Here is a 19,912-nt window from a genome sequence, read left to right on the forward strand (position 1 = left end):
CAATACTTATTATAACATATCTTTGTTGAAGTTACAAGTATATTTTTAATAGTTTTTATTCTTTCAAAACTGGATAAACGGTGCATTGAATGTTTCAAACATTTTGGTTAAGTCCTCGATCGATTAGTATTCGTCAGCTCCATGTGTCACCACACTTCCACCTCGAACCTATCTACCTCATCGTCTTTGAGGGATCTTACTTACTTGCGTAATGGGAAATCTCATCTTGAGGGGGGCTTCATGCTTAGATGCTTTCAGCACTTATCCCGTCCACACATAGCTACCCAGCGATGCCTTTGGCAAGACAACTGGTACACCAGCGGTGTGTCCATCCCGGTCCTCTCGTACTAAGGACAGCTCCTCTCAAATTTCCTACGCCCACGACGGATAGGGACCGAACTGTCTCACGACGTTCTGAACCCAGCTCGCGTACCGCTTTAATGGGCGAACAGCCCAACCCTTGGGACCGACTACAGCCCCAGGATGCGATGAGCCGACATCGAGGTGCCAAACCTCCCCGTCGATGTGGACTCTTGGGGGAGATAAGCCTGTTATCCCCGGGGTAGCTTTTATCCGTTGAGCGATGGCCCTTCCATGCGGAACCACCGGATCACTAAGCCCGTCTTTCGACCCTGCTCGACTTGTAGGTCTCGCAGTCAAGCTCCCTTGTGCCTTTACACTCTACGAATGATTTCCAACCATTCTGAGGGAACCTTTGGGCGCCTCCGTTACCTTTTAGGAGGCGACCGCCCCAGTCAAACTGTCCGCCTGACACTGTCTCCTGCCCCGCTAAGGGGCATGGGTTAGAATTTCAATACAACCAGGGTAGTATCCCACCGACGCCTCCTTCGAAGCTGGCGCTCCGAGATCTCTGGCTCCTACCTATCCTGTACAAGTTGTACCAAAATTCAATATCAGGCTACAGTAAAGCTCCACGGGGTCTTTCCGTCCTGTCGCGGGTAACCTGCATCTTCACAGGTACTATAATTTCACCGAGTCTCTCGTTGAGACAGTGCCCAGATCGTTACGCCTTTCGTGCGGGTCGGAACTTACCCGACAAGGAATTTCGCTACCTTAGGACCGTTATAGTTACGGCCGCCGTTTACTGGGGCTTCAATTCGCAGCTTCGCTTGCGCTAACCACTCCTCTTAACCTTCCAGCACCGGGCAGGCGTCAGCCCCTATACGTCACCTTACGGTTTTGCAGAGACCTGTGTTTTTGCTAAACAGTCGCCTGGGCCTATTCACTGCGGCTCTCATGCGCTTGCACGCTCAAGAGCACCCCTTCTCCCGAAGTTACGGGGTCATTTTGCCGAGTTCCTTAACGAGAGTTCTCTCGCACACCTTAGGATTCTCTCCTCGACTACCTGTGTCGGTTTGCGGTACGGGCACCTCTCACCTCGATAGAGGCTTTTCTTGGCAGTGTGAAATCAGGAACTTCGTCCATACGGACTCGCCATCACAGCTCAACGTTACAGTGTGCGGATTTGCCTACACACACGCCTTACTGCTTGGACGCGCATATCCAACAGCGCGCTTACCCTATCCTACTGCGTCCCCCCATTTCTCAAACGGTGAGGAGGTGGTACAGGAATATCAACCTGTTGTCCATCGCCTACGCCTATCGGCCTCGGCTTAGGTCCCGACTAACCCTGAGCGGACGAGCCTTCCTCAGGAAACCTTAGTCATACGGTGGACGGGATTCTCACCCGTCTTTCGCTACTCATACCGGCATTCTCACTTCTAAGCGCTCCACCAGTCCTTCCGATCTGACTTCAACGCACTTAGAACGCTCTCCTACCACTGACATCGTAGATGTCAATCCACAGCTTCGGTGAATCGTTTAGCCCCGATACATTTTCGGCGCAGCGTCACTCGACCAGTGAGCTATTACGCACTCTTTAAATGATGGCTGCTTCTAAGCCAACATCCTGGTTGTCTGTGCAACGCCACATCCTTTTCCACTTAACGATTACTTTGGGACCTTAGCTGGTGGTCTGGGCTGTTTCCCTTTTGACTACGGATCTTATCACTCGCAGTCTGACTCCCGTGTATAAATATCTGGCATTCGGAGTTTGTCTGAATTCGGTAAACCGGGATGGCCCCCTAGTCCAAACAGTGCTCTACCTCCAGTATTCTCATCACGAGGCTAGCCCTAAAGCTATTTCGGAGAGAACCAGCTATCTCCAAGTTCGATTGGAATTTCTCCGCTACCCACACCTCATCCCCGCACTTTTCAACGTGCGTGGGTTCGGGCCTCCAGTAAGTGTTACCTCACCTTCACCCTGGACATGGGTAGATCACCTGGTTTCGGGTCTACGACCACGTACTATTTCGCCCTATTCAGACTCGCTTTCGCTGCGGCTCCGCCTTCTAAAGCTTAACCTCGCACGTAATCGTAACTCGCCGGTTCATTCTACAAAAGGCACGCTATCACCCATTAACGGGCTCTAACTACTTGTAGGCACACGGTTTCAGGATCTCTTTCACTCCCCTTCCGGGGTGCTTTTCACCTTTCCCTCACGGTACTGGTTCACTATCGGTCACTAGGTAGTATTTAGCCTTGGGAGATGGTCCTCCCGGATTCCGACGGAATTTCACGTGTTCCGCCGTACTCAGGATCCACTCAGGAGAGAACGAACTTTCGACTACAGGGCTTTTACCTGCTCTGGCGGACCTTTCCAAGTCGCTTCATCTAACTCGCTCTTTTGTAACTCCGTATAGAGTGTCCTACAACCCCAAGAGGCAAGCCTCTTGGTTTGGGCTCTTCCCGTTTCGCTCGCCGCTACTCAGGGAATCGATTTTTCTTTCTCTTCCTCCAGGTACTTAGATGTTTCAGTTCCCTGGGTCTGCCTTCAAGACGCTATGTATTCACGTCAAGATACTACGCGATTAAACGTAGTGGGTTCCCCCATTCGGAAATCTCCGGATCAAAGCTCACTTACAGCTCCCCGAAGCATATCGGTGTTAGTGCCGTCCTTCATCGGCTCCTAGTGCCAAGGCATTCGCCGTGCGCCCTTAATAACTTAACCAAGTTATTAAGCCTATAAAAAAAACTTAAAAAATAAATGTGTTTGTTACTATTTCAATGTCGTTTTATCCAGTTTTCAAAGAACAAGTTTTGAAGTATTTCATTCGTTAAGAATGAACCTTCAAAACTGAACGCAAAACGTAATCTTACAAACCCTAGGTTTGTATTCCGAAAATATCCTTAGAAAGGAGGTGATCCAGCCGCACCTTCCGATACGGCTACCTTGTTACGACTTCACCCCAATCATCTATCCCACCTTCGGCGGCTGGCTCCAAAAGGTTACCCCACCGACTTCGGGTGTTACAAACTCTCGTGGTGTGACGGGCGGTGTGTACAAGGCCCGGGAACGTATTCACCGCGGCATGCTGATCCGCGATTACTAGCGATTCCGGCTTCATGTAGGCGAGTTGCAGCCTACAATCCGAACTGAGAACGACTTTATCGGATTAGCTCCCTCTCGCGAGTTGGCAACCGTTTGTATCGTCCATTGTAGCACGTGTGTAGCCCAGGTCATAAGGGGCATGATGATTTGACGTCATCCCCACCTTCCTCCGGTTTGTCACCGGCAGTCACCTTAGAGTGCCCAACTAAATGATGGCAACTAAGATCAAGGGTTGCGCTCGTTGCGGGACTTAACCCAACATCTCACGACACGAGCTGACGACAACCATGCACCACCTGTCACCGTTGTCCCCGAAGGGAAAACCATATCTCTACAGTGGTCAACGGGATGTCAAGACCTGGTAAGGTTCTTCGCGTTGCTTCGAATTAAACCACATGCTCCACCGCTTGTGCGGGCCCCCGTCAATTCCTTTGAGTTTCAGTCTTGCGACCGTACTCCCCAGGCGGAGTGCTTAATGCGTTAGCTGCAGCACTAAGGGGCGGAAACCCCCTAACACTTAGCACTCATCGTTTACGGCGTGGACTACCAGGGTATCTAATCCTGTTTGCTCCCCACGCTTTCGCGCCTCAGCGTCAGTTACAGACCAGAAAGTCGCCTTCGCCACTGGTGTTCCTCCAAATCTCTACGCATTTCACCGCTACACTTGGAATTCCACTTTCCTCTTCTGCACTCAAGTCCCCCAGTTTCCAATGACCCTCCACGGTTGAGCCGTGGGCTTTCACATCAGACTTAAAGGACCGCCTGCGCGCGCTTTACGCCCAATAATTCCGGACAACGCTTGCCACCTACGTATTACCGCGGCTGCTGGCACGTAGTTAGCCGTGGCTTTCTAATAAGGTACCGTCAAGGTACAGCCAGTTACTACTGTACTTGTTCTTCCCTTACAACAGAGTTTTACGATCCGAAAACCTTCTTCACTCACGCGGCGTTGCTCCATCAGGCTTTCGCCCATTGTGGAAGATTCCCTACTGCTGCCTCCCGTAGGAGTCTGGGCCGTGTCTCAGTCCCAGTGTGGCCGATCACCCTCTCAGGTCGGCTACGCATCGTCGCCTTGGTGAGCCGTTACCTCACCAACTAGCTAATGCGCCGCGGGCCCATCTTATAGCGACAGCCGAAACCGTCTTTTAGTATTTCACCATGAAGTAAAATAGATTATTCGGTATTAGCCCCGGTTTCCCGGAGTTATCCCAAACTATAAGGTAGGTTGCCCACGTGTTACTCACCCGTCCGCCGCTAACGTCAAAGGAGCAAGCTCCTTCTCTGTTCGCTCGACTTGCATGTATTAGGCACGCCGCCAGCGTTCGTCCTGAGCCAGGATCAAACTCTCCATAAAAGAAATTTGATTAGCTCAAATTGTTTTGCTGGCATCATGTTTGATGTCCAAATTTTTGTTTCGTTCACTAACTCAAGGTTAGCTACTGAAAACTTTATTGATTACGTTTTGCTTGTTCAGTTTTCAAGGTTCATTTCGTTGTCGTTGTTTTTTCAGCGACTTCTTTATATTAACATTTAACTCAATTCATGTCAACAACTTTTTTAAAAAAGTTTTTTCCGTTCGTTGAGTTTTTTATTATGTCTTAGCGACAATTAATATAATACAATATCAATTAATTAAAAGTCAATAACTTTTTTATAGAAAATATCGAGGTATTTTTCATACCTCGATAACTAGCATACTACAGTCCTTGCTCCATTTCTAGAGCTTCTTTATTTACCTTATAATGACGGTGGAATATCATCTCACTTTTCGCAACGATCGGTTCAATTTGAATATAACCTTTGTCCACTAGATATTCTACAAATACTTCTAAATCTACTGAGTAATTCATGAGCTCACCATGATCATGCAATTCCTGAATAGTCCAAGTATCCTTTGTTTGCATGACTTCTAAAATATGTTGGGCGCCGTCTCGAGTACGTGAATGTATTAAAAACTCACTCGCTAAAAACAATAGCTCTAATCGTTTCTCTATTGGCTCAATACTTGTAACGAGCTCCTCGTACAATTTATAAATCGCTGGTTCTATTTTTTTCACCTGCGCCCAAACAGTTACTTCAGGATAAAGTCCACTATCAATTATGGATAAACGGCCTAAATGATGTAACGAATCTACTACATGATTATAAGCATCAAGATAGCTACCTTTATCAAAGTATTCTTTTCCTTCTAAGTAACGACGAATTAATTTTGAAAATTGAATGCCTGTTTTGATTTTACGACCACTAAATGGAAACTCCTGTAATTCAATTTTTAATTTATGAAGAAATTCATTACGATCAAATAATACTCTTCCAAAGAAAATCCAATCGACCACTTTTTTATTCGAGCCAATAAGCAGCCATTTTCGTATTATTTTCTCGGTAACCGTATGTAAAGCTACTTTATTTCCTTCATATAGGTAATGTTTCGTAAAGACTGGCTGTTCTGCTTCTTTTACGATAATAAGTAAGATTGTATCAAATGTATCTGTAACATTACTTTGTTCCTCTCGTTTTTCCACCAAAATAACGCCTAGTGTATTCGACTGACTTGCACGTTCCTGATATATTGGACGCAAAACTTGTTCCATGTTCAGTCCCCCTCTATTTGTTTGTAACCTTTTATCTTCATTCAGTGGATATCACGGATTTACACCGTGCTCAATTACGCCAAGGCGAAATTGATTTCGTTAAAATTTCGACATACTCTAAAAGTAATCCTTCTTTCCACGTTTTCAAAGCTAAAATACTTTGTTCTTATATGTTATAGTAGATTTTAGGTTGGGAGGCAAGATGATAAATGAAACCTTACAAAAGTAAAATTAATAAAATCCGTTCATTCGCATTAGCACTTATTTTTATCGGCTTTGTAGTTATGTATGGGGGAATCTTCTTTAAAAACTATCCTATTCTAGTCTTAATTTTCATGACCCTTGGTGTACTTTGTATTATTGGTAGTACAGTTGTTTATGCATGGATTGGACTGCTCTCAACAAAAGCTGTTCAAGTCGAATGCCCTAATTGCCATAAGCATACAAAAGTATTAGGCCGTGTAGATATGTGTATGTACTGCAATGAACCATTAACTCTGGATCCAACTCTAGAAGGAAAAGAGTTCGATCAATCTTATAATAAGACAAAAAATTCCTAGCCCTCATAGAAGAGCTAGGATTTTTTTATTGTACTTTTGCAGATACATCTTTACACGATGGACAAGTGCCGTAAATTTCTAAACGATGCGCATGCACATCAAAGCCTGTTACTTGTGATGCAAAATGTTCAATTTCGTCGAGACCAGGATAATGGAAGTCGACTATTTTTCCACAGCATTCACAAATCATATGATAATGATCGTTTGTAACGAAATCAAAGCGGCTTGAAGCATCACCGAAAGTTAGCTCTTTCACTAGACCAACTTCACGAAATACGCGAAGGTTATTATAGACAGTCGCTACACTCATATTCGGGAATTTCCCTTCAAGTGCTTTATAAATTTCATCGGCAGTTGGATGTGCCATTGTTTGAATTAAATATTCCAAAATAGCATGACGCTGAGGAGTAATACGAACACCAGTTGTTTTCAACGTGTCAAGTGCATCCTGTAAATGCATTTCAGACATCGTCATGCACCTCTTCCATAAAGATTATTAATTAATAATAGTTATAATTAGTGTATCCAATTTAGCTTACTTCTGTCAACATTCATACACATTTCACTTTAACTTCTTTCAGCGGGTATCCAAACACCTGAAAGAAGTTAAAGCCTCCGGCGGATGTCACGGAAATCGAAAAGGAGTTCTTTGTGCAAGCACAAAGCCGATTCCGGACCAATTATGCCGAGGCATAATTGGTTTAGGATTGTTGCTTCAATAACCTCTTGATAAATCCAGCCTATTTTCTACATCTGTTTCACCACGTAACCACTTCTCTAAATTCGGCTTAAAAATCGCTAAGCTACGTTCAACATAGCGAGATGAGTGGCTTGAAATATGCGGAGACACAATGACATTCGGCAAAGTCCATATTGGATGATCCGCCGCTAAAGGCTCTTGTTCAAATACATCTAAAACAGCGTAACCAATTTCACCTGTTTGAATGGTATGCATCAAAACAGTCTCTTCTACTAAGTTCCCACGACCAAAATTCATAAAAATGGCGTCATTTTTCATCGCTTTAAAATGGTCTGCTTTCAATAAATGTGTCGTCTCTTCTGTTTTTGGTAAAACTGAAATGACAATATCAGCATTAGGTAAAGTTTCGGCTAATTGATCAAAACTCACCATCTCTTTCATATATGCCGCTCCGTTCCCTGAACGGTTACAGCCAATTGTCGAAACACCAAAAGCTTGCAATAAGCGACCTACTTCCGAGCCAATAGCTCCAGGCCCCAAAATAAGTGCTGTGCTATCTCGCAACTCGGTTTGTTTCGCTTTTTTTGACCATTCACTTTTCTTCTGCTGTTCATACACCCATGGTAGTGCACGCTTAATCGCTAAAATATGAGCAAGCATTGATTCTGCCATTGGCGTTTTATGAATGCCACGCACATTCGAAACAACTATTCCTCGGTCAATAATGGCTTGAGCTGGCATTTTTTCGATCCCCGCTGAAGCTACAAAAATCCATTTAACCTTTGTCGCATACTGAATATTTTCATCATTTAAATCTTCACCATATGTCACGAGCACATCCGCTTCTTGTAGCTCATTATTTGATAATCCATTTTCAAAAACAAAATCCACTTGTGGAAATTCTGCTACTAGTGGCTCACGTAAATCTGGTCTTGGTTCAAATGTAAAATAAATTCTCATTGCTTTGCCTCCCATTCTGCTAAATATGTATATACTTCTTCAATATGATTTTTCAAACGTACTTTACGCCAAGCCTTTATCAAATTTCCTTCTGTATCAATTAAAAATGTTGAACGTTCAATCCCCATATATTCACGTCCATACATCTTCTTCAGCACCCAAACTCCATACGCCTCTGCCACGGCATGATCCTCATCCACTAATAGTGAAAATGGTAATCCATGTTTATCTATAAATTTGATATGCCTTTTAGCTTCGTCAGGACTAATACCAAGCACAACTGCATTTAATTTACTAAAATCCTCATGTTTATCACGGAAGTCACAAGCCTCCGTAGTACAGCCTGGTGTCATATCTTTAGGATAAAAATATAAAATAACATTTTGTCCTTTGAAATCCGCTAACTTTACTACTTCTTCTTTTTCATTCATAAGGGAAAAATCCGGTGCTTTTTTACCTTCTATTAAAGCCATATCAATCTCCTCCTCTGTACGCTTTATTTTACTCTAAATAGCAAAACAAATCATATCCCTTAATTTCTTTGGATTTCTTGCACTGATAGGTCTACAATAGATGAAGTATAAAGATTTAGGAGGCAGTATATATGAATCACACAAAATCTGAAGCAGTACACGCAGAAGCGCTACAGCATATCGTTGGTGGAGTAAATAGCCCTTCTCGTTCTTATAAAGCAGTCGGTGGAGGTTCACCTGTTGCTATGGCTCGTGGGAAAGGTGCTTATTTTTGGGATGTTGATGGCAACCGTTATATCGACTATCTAGCAGCTTACGGTCCAATCGTTACTGGTCACGGTCACCCACATATTGCAAAGGCTATTACACACGCAGCTGAAAATGGCACTTTATTTGGGACTCCAACTGAATACGAGGTTACTTTTGCTAAAATGCTTAAAGAAGCAATGCCATCTATGGATAAAGTACGCTTTAATAACTCTGGTACAGAAGCTGTCATGACTACAGTTCGTGTAGCACGTGCTTATACTGGCCGTACGAAAGTTATGAAATTTGCTGGATGCTACCATGGTCACTTTGACTTAGTATTAGTAGCTGCTGGTTCTGGTCCTGCGACATTAGGTACTCCAGACTCAGCGGGTGTTACAACTTCAACAGCCGAAGAAGTAATCACAGTACCATTTAACAACCCTGAAGCATTTACAGAAGCAATGGATAAATGGGGCGATCAAATCGCAGCCATTTTAATAGAGCCTATCGTTGGGAACTTCGGTATTGTAGAGCCAAACCCTGGCTTCCTAGAATTAGTGCATGCTACAGCGAAGGAAAAAGGTGCATTAACTATTTACGATGAAGTTATTACTGCTTTCCGCTTCCACTACGGCGGTGCCCAAAACTTGTTAGGCTTAACACCTGACCTAACAGCGCTAGGCAAAGTAATCGGCGGTGGTTTACCAATCGGTGCATACGGCGGCCGCAAAGAAATAATGGATACAGTTGCTCCACTTGGACCAGCCTATCAAGCGGGTACAATGGCAGGAAACCCTGCCTCTATGCAAGCTGGTATTGCCTGTCTAGAAGTATTACAAACTCCAGGTATTTATGATGAAATGGATCGTCTTGGAGCTATTTTAGAGGAAGGTATCCTGACTGCAGCTAAAAAACACGATGTAACAATTACTGTTAATCGCCTTAAAGGTGCTCTTACAATTTACTTTACAGATGTGACAGTAGAAAACTATGAGCAGGCTGAAAACTCAGACGGTGAAATCTTTGGTCGCTTCTTTAAATTAATGCTTGCACAAGGCATTAATTTAGCGCCATCAAAATATGAAGCATGGTTCTTAACAACAGAGCATACAGAAGCAGATATTCTTGAAACAATTAAAGCGGTAGATATTGCATTTTCACAATTGTAGTTTGTAAATGTAACGGCTAAACGCTTAGTAATTAGAGCAATTTAGAACAGTTGCTAAAGTTAACTTTTAAAGACGACTCCCCTGTGAGTCGTCTTTTTCTGTAAATGACATACAAATCTATGTATTTTATGAGCACTTCCTTCTATAATGTAGAGAAGCATCAATTATGAAGCCTGAGTTCCTCTTCAACGGATTTTTAGACATCTGCTAAAAAGGAACTAAACCGTATTTAGATCATCCCTATTGAGGCAGGGAACTTCTACTGAAAGAAGTTAAAATTTTAGACAGAAAGGACATCCATTTTCTATGAAATTAGGTGCCCGTGTATTTAAAACTGGTGTTGCCATCGTGTTTGCACTATTTATTGCTGAGCTGCTAGAGCTACCTTCACCTGTTTTCGCAGGAATTGCAGCAATCTTTGCGATTCAGCCATCTATTTATCGTTCCTATCAAACAATTGTTGAGCAAGTACAAGCCAACATTATAGGAGCTACCATCGCGGTCATTTTCGGCTTGCTTTTTAGTCACCACGTAGTGGCAATTGGCATTGCAGTCATTGTTGCGATCGGTATCATGTTGAAATTTAAACTTGAAAAATCGTTGTCTCTCGCACTTGTTACAGTTGTAGCAATTATGGAGTTTCAAGGAGATGACTTTCTTACATTTGGTCTTATTCGCTTTGTTACCATACTAGTTGGGGTGTTAGCAGCATTTGTTGTCAATCTGTTCTTCCTACCACCAAAATATGAAGTAAAGCTTTTCCGTAAGATTTACTTTTTACAAGATGATATTATCCGATGGACGCGACTTGCTGTTCGCCAGGCATCTGAGCATACTTCTACAAAAGAAGCATTAAGCAAATTTAAGTCTCGTATGCAACGAGTTGACACACTGTATGATTTTTATAAGGAAGAGCGTAATTACTTTAAAAATAAAAAGTTTGTAAAATCACGTAAATTAGTTGTTTATCGTCAAATGATCACAACGTCAAAGAAAAGTTTAGAGCTGCTTCATCGTCTTCATAATCATGAAAATGAATTAGCGCAGCTACCGACGCAATTTCATTTAATGATTCAAGAGCGACTTGATTTCCTACTAACTTACCATGAACAGCTACTACTGAAATATACAGGGAAATTAAAGCCCGAGCATTCAGAGTGGAGTAAACATATTGATTATGTTCAGCGTAACGAGTTAATGGAAATATTCATAAAACAAATAACTTATGCGCATGATGAAGGCGATACAGAATTCTCGAGCTATCACTTGCTTTATATTTTATCGCGTATTTTAGATTACGAAGAAAACCTGGAGCATTTGGATACGCTCATTGTGTCGTATCAAACTCATCATGGTCATGAAATCAATGTGGAATTTGAAGAGGAATTTGTTTAACTTCTTTCTGCAAGTGTTTTATGTAACGTAAGTGAAACGGCAGTTACAAGTGTTTTATGTAACGTAAGTGAAACCTAAGCACAAAGCCGATTCTGGACGCAATTATACCGAGGCATAATTGATTAGCAAAAGAGCGAAGGGTTGGCATTATATCCACCCCTTCGCTCTTTTTTATTAGCTTTTCATTTTCGGGTCAAGCGCATCACGTAGACCGTCACCCATAAGATTAAAACCGAGAACCGTTAACATAATAGCTAAGCCTGGGAAAATCATCGTCCACGGAGCCTTTAATAAATATACGCGGGCATCCGCCAGCATTTTCCCCCATTCTGGTGCGGGTGCTTGAGCTCCTAATCCAAGGAAGCCTAATGCCGCTGCTTCAATAATTGCTGTCGCTATCGCTAGTGTTCCTTGTACGATGATTGGCGTCATCGAATTTGGCAAAATATGCGAGAATAAAATCCGTGAATCACGCATTCCGATGGCCTTTGCTGCTACAATATATTCCTCTTCTTTAACACTCAATACTTTCGAACGAATTAAGCGCCCGAAATTCGGCACGTTAATAATAGCAATGGCAAGCAATGCATTTTGTAATGATGGTCCAAGTACTGCTACTATCGCAATAGCTAGTAAAATACTAGGGAACGCTAACAAAATATCGAAAATACGCGAGATTATCGTATCAATCCATCTTCCATAATAACCCGCAATAATGCCAAGGAAACTACCTACAATTACAGAAAGAATAACTGAAAAAAAGCCTACCTTCAAAGAAATACTAGCCCCATGTATAACTCTAGAGAAGATATCCCGCCCGAAGTCATCTGTGCCAAACCAATGCTCACTTGACGGTGCTAATAAACGATTCGAAAGATTTTGTTCATTCATTCCTTCAGGAGCAATCATCGAGCCAAATATAGCAAGCATAATAAAAAATAGTACAATGCCTGCACCTACCAGGGAGATTTTACTCTTTTTAAAGCTACGCCAGCCTTCTCTCCAAGGACCTGCCGCTCGTTCACGACTTGGTGCTGCTTCTGTTTTTACATCCATGGCTCCAGTCATTATTGCATCTCCCCTCTATTTGTATTTAATGCGCGGATCAATTACTGTATACAGTAAATCCACAATTAAGTTAATCATGATAAAAATAAAAGCAATTACTAAAATACCTGATTGAATTACAGGATAGTCTCGGAACCCAATGGCATCATATATATAACGACCAATTCCAGGCCAGCTGAAAATTGTCTCTGTTAAAATTGCACCACCTAGTAGCAATCCTGTTTGCAACCCTATGACAGTTAACACTGGGATAATGGCATTTTTCAATGCATGCTTATAAACCACAATAAACATTTTTTGCCCTTTTGCTCTAGCGGTGCGTACATAGTCAGAGCGCATTACTTCAAGCATAGACGACCTAGTCATTCTTGCAATAATCGCCATTGGAATTGTCGCAAGAGCCATGCCCGGTAATACTAATCGTTTTACTACTTCAGTAAATTGATCAAAGCGGCCTTGGATGAGCGTATCTAGTAAATAAAAATGAGTAATGGCGGTTATTGGATCTCGCACATCTTCTCGCCCAGATGTCGGGAACCAGCCAAGCTGATTACTGAATGCCCATTGTTCCATTAAACCGAGCCAGAAAACCGGTACAGACACCCCGACTAAAGCAACTACCATTGCCACATAATCGAACCAAGAATTTTGGAACCATGCAGAAATAATGCCTGCATTTACGCCAACAATCACTGCAATAATCATGGCAAACAGCGCTAGCTCAGCTGTTGCTGCTAAATACGGAAAAATTTCCTCTGATACGGGTAATTTAGTACGTAATGATACTCCTAAATCCCCCTGAAAAATGCCACCTAAATAACTAAAATATTGTGTATACCACGGCTTATTTAATCCTAAACTTGCGTTTAACGCTTCGACCGCTTCTTTCGTAGCCTGCTGCCCTAAAATTACTTGTGCTGGATTACCAGGAATTGCACGAATTAACATGAAGACGATGAAAGTCATTCCAAGCAAAACTGGGATTAGTTGGGATAATCGTTTCCCCATATAGTGAAGCATTTTTTTCACCCCTCTGTTATTTTCATAATATACTTTTGCACGAAAAGCATTGAGGTCTTTACACATACTGTAGAAAGGGTCAGCTTTCACCAACAAAAGAATCCGCTAGATTTCTACGGCTCACCCGCAGAAAGCAAGCAGATTCTTTAAAATTTCTTCTCTTCTTAAATTAAAACCTGTTGGGATAGCCGTTTAAACCTACTTCACATCTACTGTATCTAAGCGGTCAGAACCTGTCGGATGTGCAACATAGTTTGTAACTTTAGTATTAGCAGCTAAAATTGGCGTAGAGTGAGCAAGCGGAACCCATGGTGCATCTTTAGAGATAATCACTTGCGCTTGCTTGTAAAGGTCATTACGCTTGTCCTCATCCATTTCAGTTTGTGCTGCAACAAATAATTCGTGCACTTCTTTGTTGTCATAGAAGGTATAGTTGTTAGAATGAATATTATCTCCGTCTAATAAAGTGTAAAGGAAGTTATCTGCATCCCCGTTATCACCTGTCCAACCAAGTAAGAACGCATCTGCCTCTCCATTTTCCGCCTTTTCTAAATACGTAGCCCATTCAAACGTTACAATCTTAGATTTCATACCAACATCTGCTAAATTCTTCTGAATGGCTTCTGCAATTTTTTGACCGTCAGGCATGTACGGACGTGGTACAGGCATTGCCCATAGCTCAATTTCTTTACCATCATAGCCAGCTTCAGCTAATAACGCTTTTGCTTTTTCTGGATCATAATCATAGCCTTCAACCTCATCGTTGTAGCCTGCAATTATTGAAGGCATCGGATTTTTTGCTGTCTCGCCTAAGCCTTCATAAAATGCATCTACTAATGCTTGCTTATCGATTGCATGATTTACCGCTTGACGAACCTTTACATTATCGAACGGTGGACGAGTTACTGTTAATCCAAGATAACCAACATTCATAGACGGACGTTCGATTAATTGTAAATCTCCATTTGATTCGATTGAAGCTTTATCAGATGGACTTAAGCCATCAACTACATCAACCTCAGCATTAGTTAATGCATTGAATCGTGCGGAGTTATCTGGGATAGAACGGAAAATAACTTTATCTAACTTCGGCAAATCTGCAATACGGTAATCAGGGTTTTTCTCAATAGTGATAGAATCATTTCGTTTCCACTCTACAAATTTAAATGGACCAGTACCTACTGGATGATCTTTAAGTGCCTCATCATTCTTTTCAAATGCTGTTGGTGAAGCAATAGCAAATGGTGACATCGCTAAGTTTTTCAAGAATGGTGCTTGTGGCTGAGCTAGTTTAAATATAACTTTATTATCCCCATCAGCAGTGATCGACTCTATTACTGGCTTTTCATTTACCGTAAATTGAGAAGCGTAGTATGGGAATTTATCAGCACCACCAGCTTTCCAGCGCTCAAAATTTTTCACGACTGCTTCAGCATTAAAGTCAGTACCGTCATGGAACTTAACCCCTTCTTCAAGTTGCATAGTATACGTTAACCCATCTTCTGAAGATTCCCAAGATTTTGCTAGCCCTGGGTGCAACGTTACATCCTTCTCTCCAAAGTTAATTAGAGTCTCATAGATATTAACGGTAACTTTAAACGATTCACCTTCTGTTACTGTCGCTGGATCGAGAGCAGTAGAATCGCCACCACGACCATATACTAATGTTTTTAGTTCACTACTGCTACTTGAGTCACCACCACTTGATGTATCTTTACTACCCGTATCCTTAGAATCTGAACCGCCACAAGCAGCTAAGATTGTCGAAAGAACAAGGATAAGCATTACACCCAAAGTCCAAAGCTTTTTTTTCTTCATTCAATTTCCCCCTAAGTTTTTTTATATCATTGAATGTTGGTTTGCATCGTAAAGATGACAAGCAACATAATGACCCGGTTTCACCTCTTGCATTTTAGGAACTACTTGAGAACATTCTTCTTTTTTAAATGGACATCTCGTATGGAAAGTGCAACCACTTGGTGGATTCGAAGCACTCGGAATATCTCCAGAAATAACAAGCTGTTCACGTTCAAACGTAGGATCCGGAACAGGTACCGAGGATAGCAACGCCTGTGTATATGGGTGAAGTGGCTCAGCATATAAATCTTCGCTTGCTGTCAACTCCACTAATTTTCCTAAATACATCACACCTACACGATTACTAATATGGCGTACAACCCCTAAATCATGGGAGATAAAAATATAAGTTAGCTTTAAATCCTTTTGTAGGTTTTGCAATAAATTCAATACTTGAGCCTGTATAGATACATCAAGAGCAGAGACAGGCTCGTCCGCAATAATCAAGCGCGGATTCGTCATCAGTGCACGGGCAATGCCGATACGCTGTCTTTGACCACCACTAAATTGGTGTGGATACCGTTTCACATGATATTCATTTAACCCAACAATTTCGAGAAGCTCTAACACTTTCTTCTTCCGTTCTTTTGCATTGCCCATTCCATGAACAATAAGAGGCTCCTCCAATATCTTCCCAATATTATGCCTAGGATTAAGAGAGGCATAAGGATCTTGGAAAATCATTTGAATATCTCTACGGGCTTTGCGCATTTCATTATTGGATAATTCAGAAATTACCTTTCCTGCGAATTCAATTTTGCCCTCAGTTGGCTCAAGCAATCGCATTAAAAGTCGACCAGTCGTTGATTTACCACACCCGGACTCACCTACAATACCTAATGTTTCTCCTTCAAAAACTTCAAAGGAAACATCATCTACTGCCTTTACGTCCCCAACTTGTTTATTAAGGACCCCCTTCCGAATGGGGAAGTATTTTTTCAAACCATCAACTTTCAATAAAGTTTTCGACATGTTGCTCCACCTCCTGTTTCTCTAGTAAAAAGCATCTTGATTTATGCTGCTCTCCAGCTTCATATAAAGGTGGTGTTTCTTGTATACAGCGTTCCATCGCAAATTCGCAACGTGCTGCAAAACGGCAGCCTACCTGAATACTTCCGGGTTTTGGTACACTGCCTGGTATAGAGTAAAGGTTGTCCTTCTTATAGCGCATATCTGGTACAGACTTAATAAGTCCTTGTGTATAGGGGTGCTTTGGATTAACGAATATCTCCTGAATAGGTGCCTCCTCTACTATCTGACCTGCATACATCACAATCACTCGCTCGCATGTTTCTGCCACAACGCCTAAATCATGCGTAATTAATAAAACAGCTGTATTTAAACGTTTATTTAAATCTTTCATCAGCTGCAAGATTTGAGCTTGAATCGTAACGTCTAACGCAGTAGTCGGCTCATCAGCAATTAGCACCTTCGGATCACAGACAAGCGCCATCGCAATCATGACTCGTTGTCGCATTCCCCCAGATAGCTGATGTGGATAATCTTTTAATAATTCCTCAGCACGAGGTAAACCTACAAGCTTCATAATTTCAACTGCCCTTGCAAAGGCTTCTTTTTTCGACCATTTGGGATTATGGATTAAAATCGCTTCTTTTAGCTGATCCCCAATTGTAAATAAAGGATTCAAGGATGTCATAGGTTCTTGGAAAATCATCGCCACATCTTTCCCACGAACTTTCTGCATTTGTTTATCAGATAATGTTACGAGGTTTTTACCATCTAACCGTATTTCCCCCCCTGTTATTTTTCCAGGCGGTGACGGTATTAAACCCATAATGGACAGGGATGTAACACTTTTTCCACTTCCTGATTCCCCTACTATCCCTAGTATTTCTCCCTCATGAACAGAAAAATCAATATCATCTACGGCAGGAATTTGTCCATCATCTGTAAAAAAGGTTGTCTTTAAGCCTTTTATTTCTAGCAGCTTTTTTCTCATGATCAATCTCCCATCGTCCTATATTTTTACTTAATCACTCTAACTATCACTCAATTCCCTATTTTCAGATAATTCTAACCAAAAAGCATCGCTCTTTCAATCATAATTGTTCTGCAATAAACATAGATTTTCTACATCGTTCGAGTTTCATATTAATAATGTCTTATTAATTGATACTAATTTATAAATAAGACAAAAAAATAGCCTTCCATTTATGCTTAAACGGAAGGCTATTTTTAAATTATTGACTCATTAATAAAATATAGAGATGACATTTTGTTAAAACATATGTCATGAGAATAAGTTGATTGGAGTGGAGGCCAGGCGACTCCTTGGGGATCAGCGTCACAGATGAGACCCTGGAGCGAGCATCGCGAGTGAAGCGGCTCATCGGACGCCCCCAGGAAGCTCTGCTCTGTGCGAAAGCGCAGCGGCAGCAACAAATGTTTTAACTGTGCGAAAGCGCAGCGGCAGCAACAAAGCGCCTGGCCGGAACGGAAATCAACCCCACATTATGGTGAGCCAGTTTTTTTCTATCATAACGTTGTATATCAATCTAAATGTTGCACCTGGAATAAATTAAAGTAAGTCCCCTCTTTATGCATTAATTGCTCATGAGTACCACTTTCAATTAATTGTCCATGATCTATAACAAAGATTTTATCTGCATGTGTAATTGTAGAAAGTCTGTGAGCAATTATAATGGTCGTACGTTCATGTGCAAGTACATCCAATGATTCCTGAATAAGTGCCTCACTTTCTAAATCCAACGCAGAGGTTGCTTCATCCAGTATTAAAATAGGAGGATTTTTTAAAAACACACGAGCGATCGCTACCCGCTGCTTTTGTCCACCTGATAACTTCACACCGCGCTCCCCGACCTTTGTGTCATAACCATCTGGTAAGCTCATAATAAAATCATGTGCATTCGCTGCTTTTGCTGCAGCAATAACCTCTTCATCAGAAGCATCTGGCATGCCCATTAAAATATTTTCTTTTACAGAATCACTAAACAAAATATTATCTTGTAGTACTATTCCAATTTGTGAGCGTAAAGAATGTAGAGATACGTCACGCACATCATAGTCATCAATACATACGGTGCCACTCGTTGTGTCATAAAAACGAGGAATTAAACTAATGATAGTTGATTTTCCTCCACCACTCATTCCTACAAACGCAACTGTCTCCCCAGGATTAATTGTAAAATTGATATTGTTTAAAATTTGTGAGCTCTCTTCTTCATATTGAAAGTTCACATTGTCAAAACGAACTTCACCTTTTACCCGAGGTAGCTCTAACGCATTGGCCTTGTTTTTTATTTCATAAGGTTCATCTATTAACTCAAACATTCGATCCATTGATGCAATGGACTGTGTTAACATTGTTGATGAACTTACAAGGCGACGAAGTGGACCATAAAGTCGTTCGATATAGGCAATAAAAGCAACCATCGTCCCGATTGAAAGAGGTCCATTAATAACCTGATAGCCTGCATAAGCAATGACTAGGAGTGGTGCTACATCTGTAATTGTATTCACCACTGCAAATGACTTAGCATTCCATCTCGTATGATCCAGCGCTTTCTCTAAAAATTCTCCATTTGCATCATCGAATAATTTTTGCTCATGTTTTTCTAGCGTGAAGCTTTTAATAATACTCATTCCAGCTACACGTTCATGTAAATAACTTTGCACTCCAGCTAGTGCTTGTGACCGTTTACGTGTTAAAGATCGAAGTTTACCAAAGAAGAACTTTACGCTAAACGCATAGAATGGGAACGCAATCAATGCTACTAGCGTTAGCTTAACATCCATAGCAAACATAATACCGATTGCAATAACAATTGTCGCAAGGTCCAGCCAAACATTCATCAAGCCTGTCATAATAAAGTTTTTTGTTTGTTCCACATCATTAATCACTCTTGAAATCACATCGCCAGCTCTTGTATTGGCATAATATCTTAAACTTAGTCGCTGTAAATGTGCATATATTTGTTTTCGAATATCGAAAAGCACTTTGTTACTGACATTTTGAGCAAAATATTGACGGTAATACTCAATCGGTGGTCGAATAATAAAGAATACAATGATCGTGCCACCTAACCAATAAAACAGTTCTTTAGTCTTCTCTGCATCCGTTAAATGATCTGCAGCAATAATATCATCTAACACAATTTTTATGAGTAATGGAATAAATAACGGAATTGCAAATTTCACTATACCAATTAAAATCGTTAAAATTATTTCCCATGTATATGGTTTTACAAATCTCATATAACGCTTTATACTACCCAATTTATTATCACATCCTTATCAAAAACCATATTTAGCAAATGTAAGGGGAACCCCTTCTACATAAAAAGAAACAGACATCCACAAAATGAATGCCCAAACGTATTATAGCAATATTTTGTTTTAAATACAGTTAATTTAGCTTTGTCACGAACTATTTTGCAATCAGCTTATATAACATTCCTTTTTACATTTTTTCCTTTA

Annotated in this window: 13 protein-coding genes and 2 rRNA genes; 3 read left to right on the forward strand and 12 right to left on the reverse strand. The window is 41.4% G+C overall.

Translation table 11 applies throughout. The features are described 5' to 3' along the window. Window positions 1-103: 103 nt before the first annotated feature. The 3 genes from AC3WSO_RS21070 to AC3WSO_RS21080 all read right to left on the reverse strand — a co-directional run bounded on the left by AC3WSO_RS21070 (window position 104) and on the right by AC3WSO_RS21080 (window position 6,003). Window positions 104-3,031, reverse strand: a 23S ribosomal RNA gene (locus AC3WSO_RS21070). Between the two features lie 183 nt (window positions 3,032-3,214). Continuing rightward, window positions 3,215-4,766, reverse strand: a 16S ribosomal RNA gene (locus tag AC3WSO_RS21075). The 16S and 23S rRNA genes sit together here, the layout of an rRNA operon. Before the next feature lie 343 nt (window positions 4,767-5,109). Next, window positions 5,110-6,003: a nucleotidyltransferase-like protein gene (locus tag AC3WSO_RS21080; RefSeq protein WP_197143526.1), complete on the reverse strand. Its 894-nt coding sequence runs from the start codon at window positions 6,001-6,003 to the stop codon at window positions 5,110-5,112. 209 nt (window positions 6,004-6,212) lie between these two features. On the opposite strand from AC3WSO_RS21080, the gene AC3WSO_RS21085 reads away from it, so the two are divergent. Continuing rightward, on the forward strand, window positions 6,213-6,563 hold the full coding sequence (locus AC3WSO_RS21085; protein WP_079564327.1) for a YgzB family protein: 351 nt from the start codon (window positions 6,213-6,215) through the stop codon (window positions 6,561-6,563). 25 nt (window positions 6,564-6,588) lie between these two features. Here the strand turns inward: AC3WSO_RS21085 and perR are convergent, their stop codons facing one another. The 3 genes from perR to bcp form a co-directional block, all read right to left on the reverse strand. Continuing rightward, window positions 6,589-7,032 (reverse strand): peroxide-responsive transcriptional repressor PerR, encoded by a 444-nt coding sequence (gene perR / locus AC3WSO_RS21090; protein WP_139377005.1) that lies wholly within the window; start codon window positions 7,030-7,032, stop codon window positions 6,589-6,591. 246 nt (window positions 7,033-7,278) lie between these two features. After that, window positions 7,279-8,223, reverse strand: coding sequence for a D-2-hydroxyacid dehydrogenase (locus AC3WSO_RS21095; protein ID WP_492533420.1), 945 nt, complete (start codon window positions 8,221-8,223; stop codon window positions 7,279-7,281). Then, window positions 8,220-8,696, reverse strand: a complete 477-nt coding sequence (gene bcp / locus AC3WSO_RS21100) for a thioredoxin-dependent thiol peroxidase (RefSeq protein ID WP_492533422.1) — start codon at window positions 8,694-8,696, stop codon at window positions 8,220-8,222. Before bcp ends, AC3WSO_RS21095 begins: the two co-directional genes overlap by 4 nt. A gap of 131 nt (window positions 8,697-8,827) precedes the next feature. On the opposite strand from bcp, the gene AC3WSO_RS21105 reads away from it, so the two are divergent. After that, window positions 8,828-10,114 carry a glutamate-1-semialdehyde 2,1-aminomutase gene (locus AC3WSO_RS21105; protein ID WP_492533424.1) on the forward strand — a complete coding sequence of 429 codons (1,287 nt, stop codon included), beginning with the start codon at window positions 8,828-8,830 and terminating at the stop codon, window positions 10,112-10,114. A gap of 306 nt (window positions 10,115-10,420) precedes the next feature. Beyond that, window positions 10,421-11,509: an FUSC family protein gene (locus tag AC3WSO_RS21110; protein WP_492533426.1), complete on the forward strand. Its 1,089-nt coding sequence runs from the start codon at window positions 10,421-10,423 to the stop codon at window positions 11,507-11,509. Between the two features lie 174 nt (window positions 11,510-11,683). Here the strand turns inward: AC3WSO_RS21110 and nikC are convergent, their stop codons facing one another. From nikC to AC3WSO_RS21140, 6 genes are all read right to left on the reverse strand, one after another. After that, window positions 11,684-12,577: a nickel transporter permease gene (gene nikC / locus AC3WSO_RS21115; protein ID WP_492533428.1), complete on the reverse strand. Its 894-nt coding sequence runs from the start codon at window positions 12,575-12,577 to the stop codon at window positions 11,684-11,686. Between the two features lie 15 nt (window positions 12,578-12,592). Next, a complete protein-coding gene (locus AC3WSO_RS21120; RefSeq protein ID WP_492533430.1) occupies window positions 12,593-13,597 on the reverse strand; it encodes an ABC transporter permease in 1,005 nt (334 codons plus the stop codon). A gap of 198 nt (window positions 13,598-13,795) precedes the next feature. Beyond that, window positions 13,796-15,415, reverse strand: a complete 1,620-nt coding sequence (locus AC3WSO_RS21125; protein WP_492533432.1) for an ABC transporter substrate-binding protein — start codon at window positions 15,413-15,415, stop codon at window positions 13,796-13,798. A 21-nt stretch (window positions 15,416-15,436) separates the two neighbouring features. Continuing rightward, a complete protein-coding gene (locus AC3WSO_RS21130) occupies window positions 15,437-16,426 on the reverse strand; it encodes an ABC transporter ATP-binding protein (RefSeq protein WP_492533434.1) in 990 nt (329 codons plus the stop codon). Further along, window positions 16,401-17,414, reverse strand: a complete 1,014-nt coding sequence (locus AC3WSO_RS21135) for an ABC transporter ATP-binding protein (protein ID WP_492533436.1) — start codon at window positions 17,412-17,414, stop codon at window positions 16,401-16,403. Before AC3WSO_RS21135 ends, AC3WSO_RS21130 begins: the two co-directional genes overlap by 26 nt. A 551-nt stretch (window positions 17,415-17,965) precedes the next feature. Then, entirely contained in the window at window positions 17,966-19,711 is a 1,746-nt protein-coding gene (locus tag AC3WSO_RS21140; RefSeq protein ID WP_492533438.1) for an ABC transporter ATP-binding protein, read from the reverse strand. Window positions 19,712-19,912 lie beyond the last annotated feature (201 nt).

The organism is Lysinibacillus sp. EB106-09-02-XG168, assembly GCF_058791475.1.

Coding starts and splice junctions, on each gene's coding strand:
- AC3WSO_RS21080 (WP_197143526.1), bottom strand. CDS start 6,003: ATGGAACAAGTTTTGCGTCCAATATATCAGGAACGTGCAAGTCAGTCG.
- AC3WSO_RS21085 (WP_079564327.1), top strand. CDS start 6,213: ATGAAACCTTACAAAAGTAAAATTAATAAAATCCGTTCATTCGCATTA.
- perR (WP_139377005.1), bottom strand. CDS start 7,032: ATGTCTGAAATGCATTTACAGGATGCACTTGACACGTTGAAAACAACT.
- AC3WSO_RS21095 (WP_492533420.1), bottom strand. CDS start 8,223: ATGAGAATTTATTTTACATTTGAACCAAGACCAGATTTACGTGAGCCA.
- bcp (WP_492533422.1), bottom strand. CDS start 8,696: ATGGCTTTAATAGAAGGTAAAAAAGCACCGGATTTTTCCCTTATGAAT.
- AC3WSO_RS21105 (WP_492533424.1), top strand. CDS start 8,828: ATGAATCACACAAAATCTGAAGCAGTACACGCAGAAGCGCTACAGCAT.
- AC3WSO_RS21110 (WP_492533426.1), top strand. CDS start 10,421: ATGAAATTAGGTGCCCGTGTATTTAAAACTGGTGTTGCCATCGTGTTT.
- nikC (WP_492533428.1), bottom strand. CDS start 12,577: ATGACTGGAGCCATGGATGTAAAAACAGAAGCAGCACCAAGTCGTGAA.
- AC3WSO_RS21120 (WP_492533430.1), bottom strand. CDS start 13,597: ATGCTTCACTATATGGGGAAACGATTATCCCAACTAATCCCAGTTTTG.
- AC3WSO_RS21125 (WP_492533432.1), bottom strand. CDS start 15,415: ATGAAGAAAAAAAAGCTTTGGACTTTGGGTGTAATGCTTATCCTTGTT.
- AC3WSO_RS21130 (WP_492533434.1), bottom strand. CDS start 16,426: ATGTCGAAAACTTTATTGAAAGTTGATGGTTTGAAAAAATACTTCCCC.
- AC3WSO_RS21135 (WP_492533436.1), bottom strand. CDS start 17,414: ATGAGAAAAAAGCTGCTAGAAATAAAAGGCTTAAAGACAACCTTTTTT.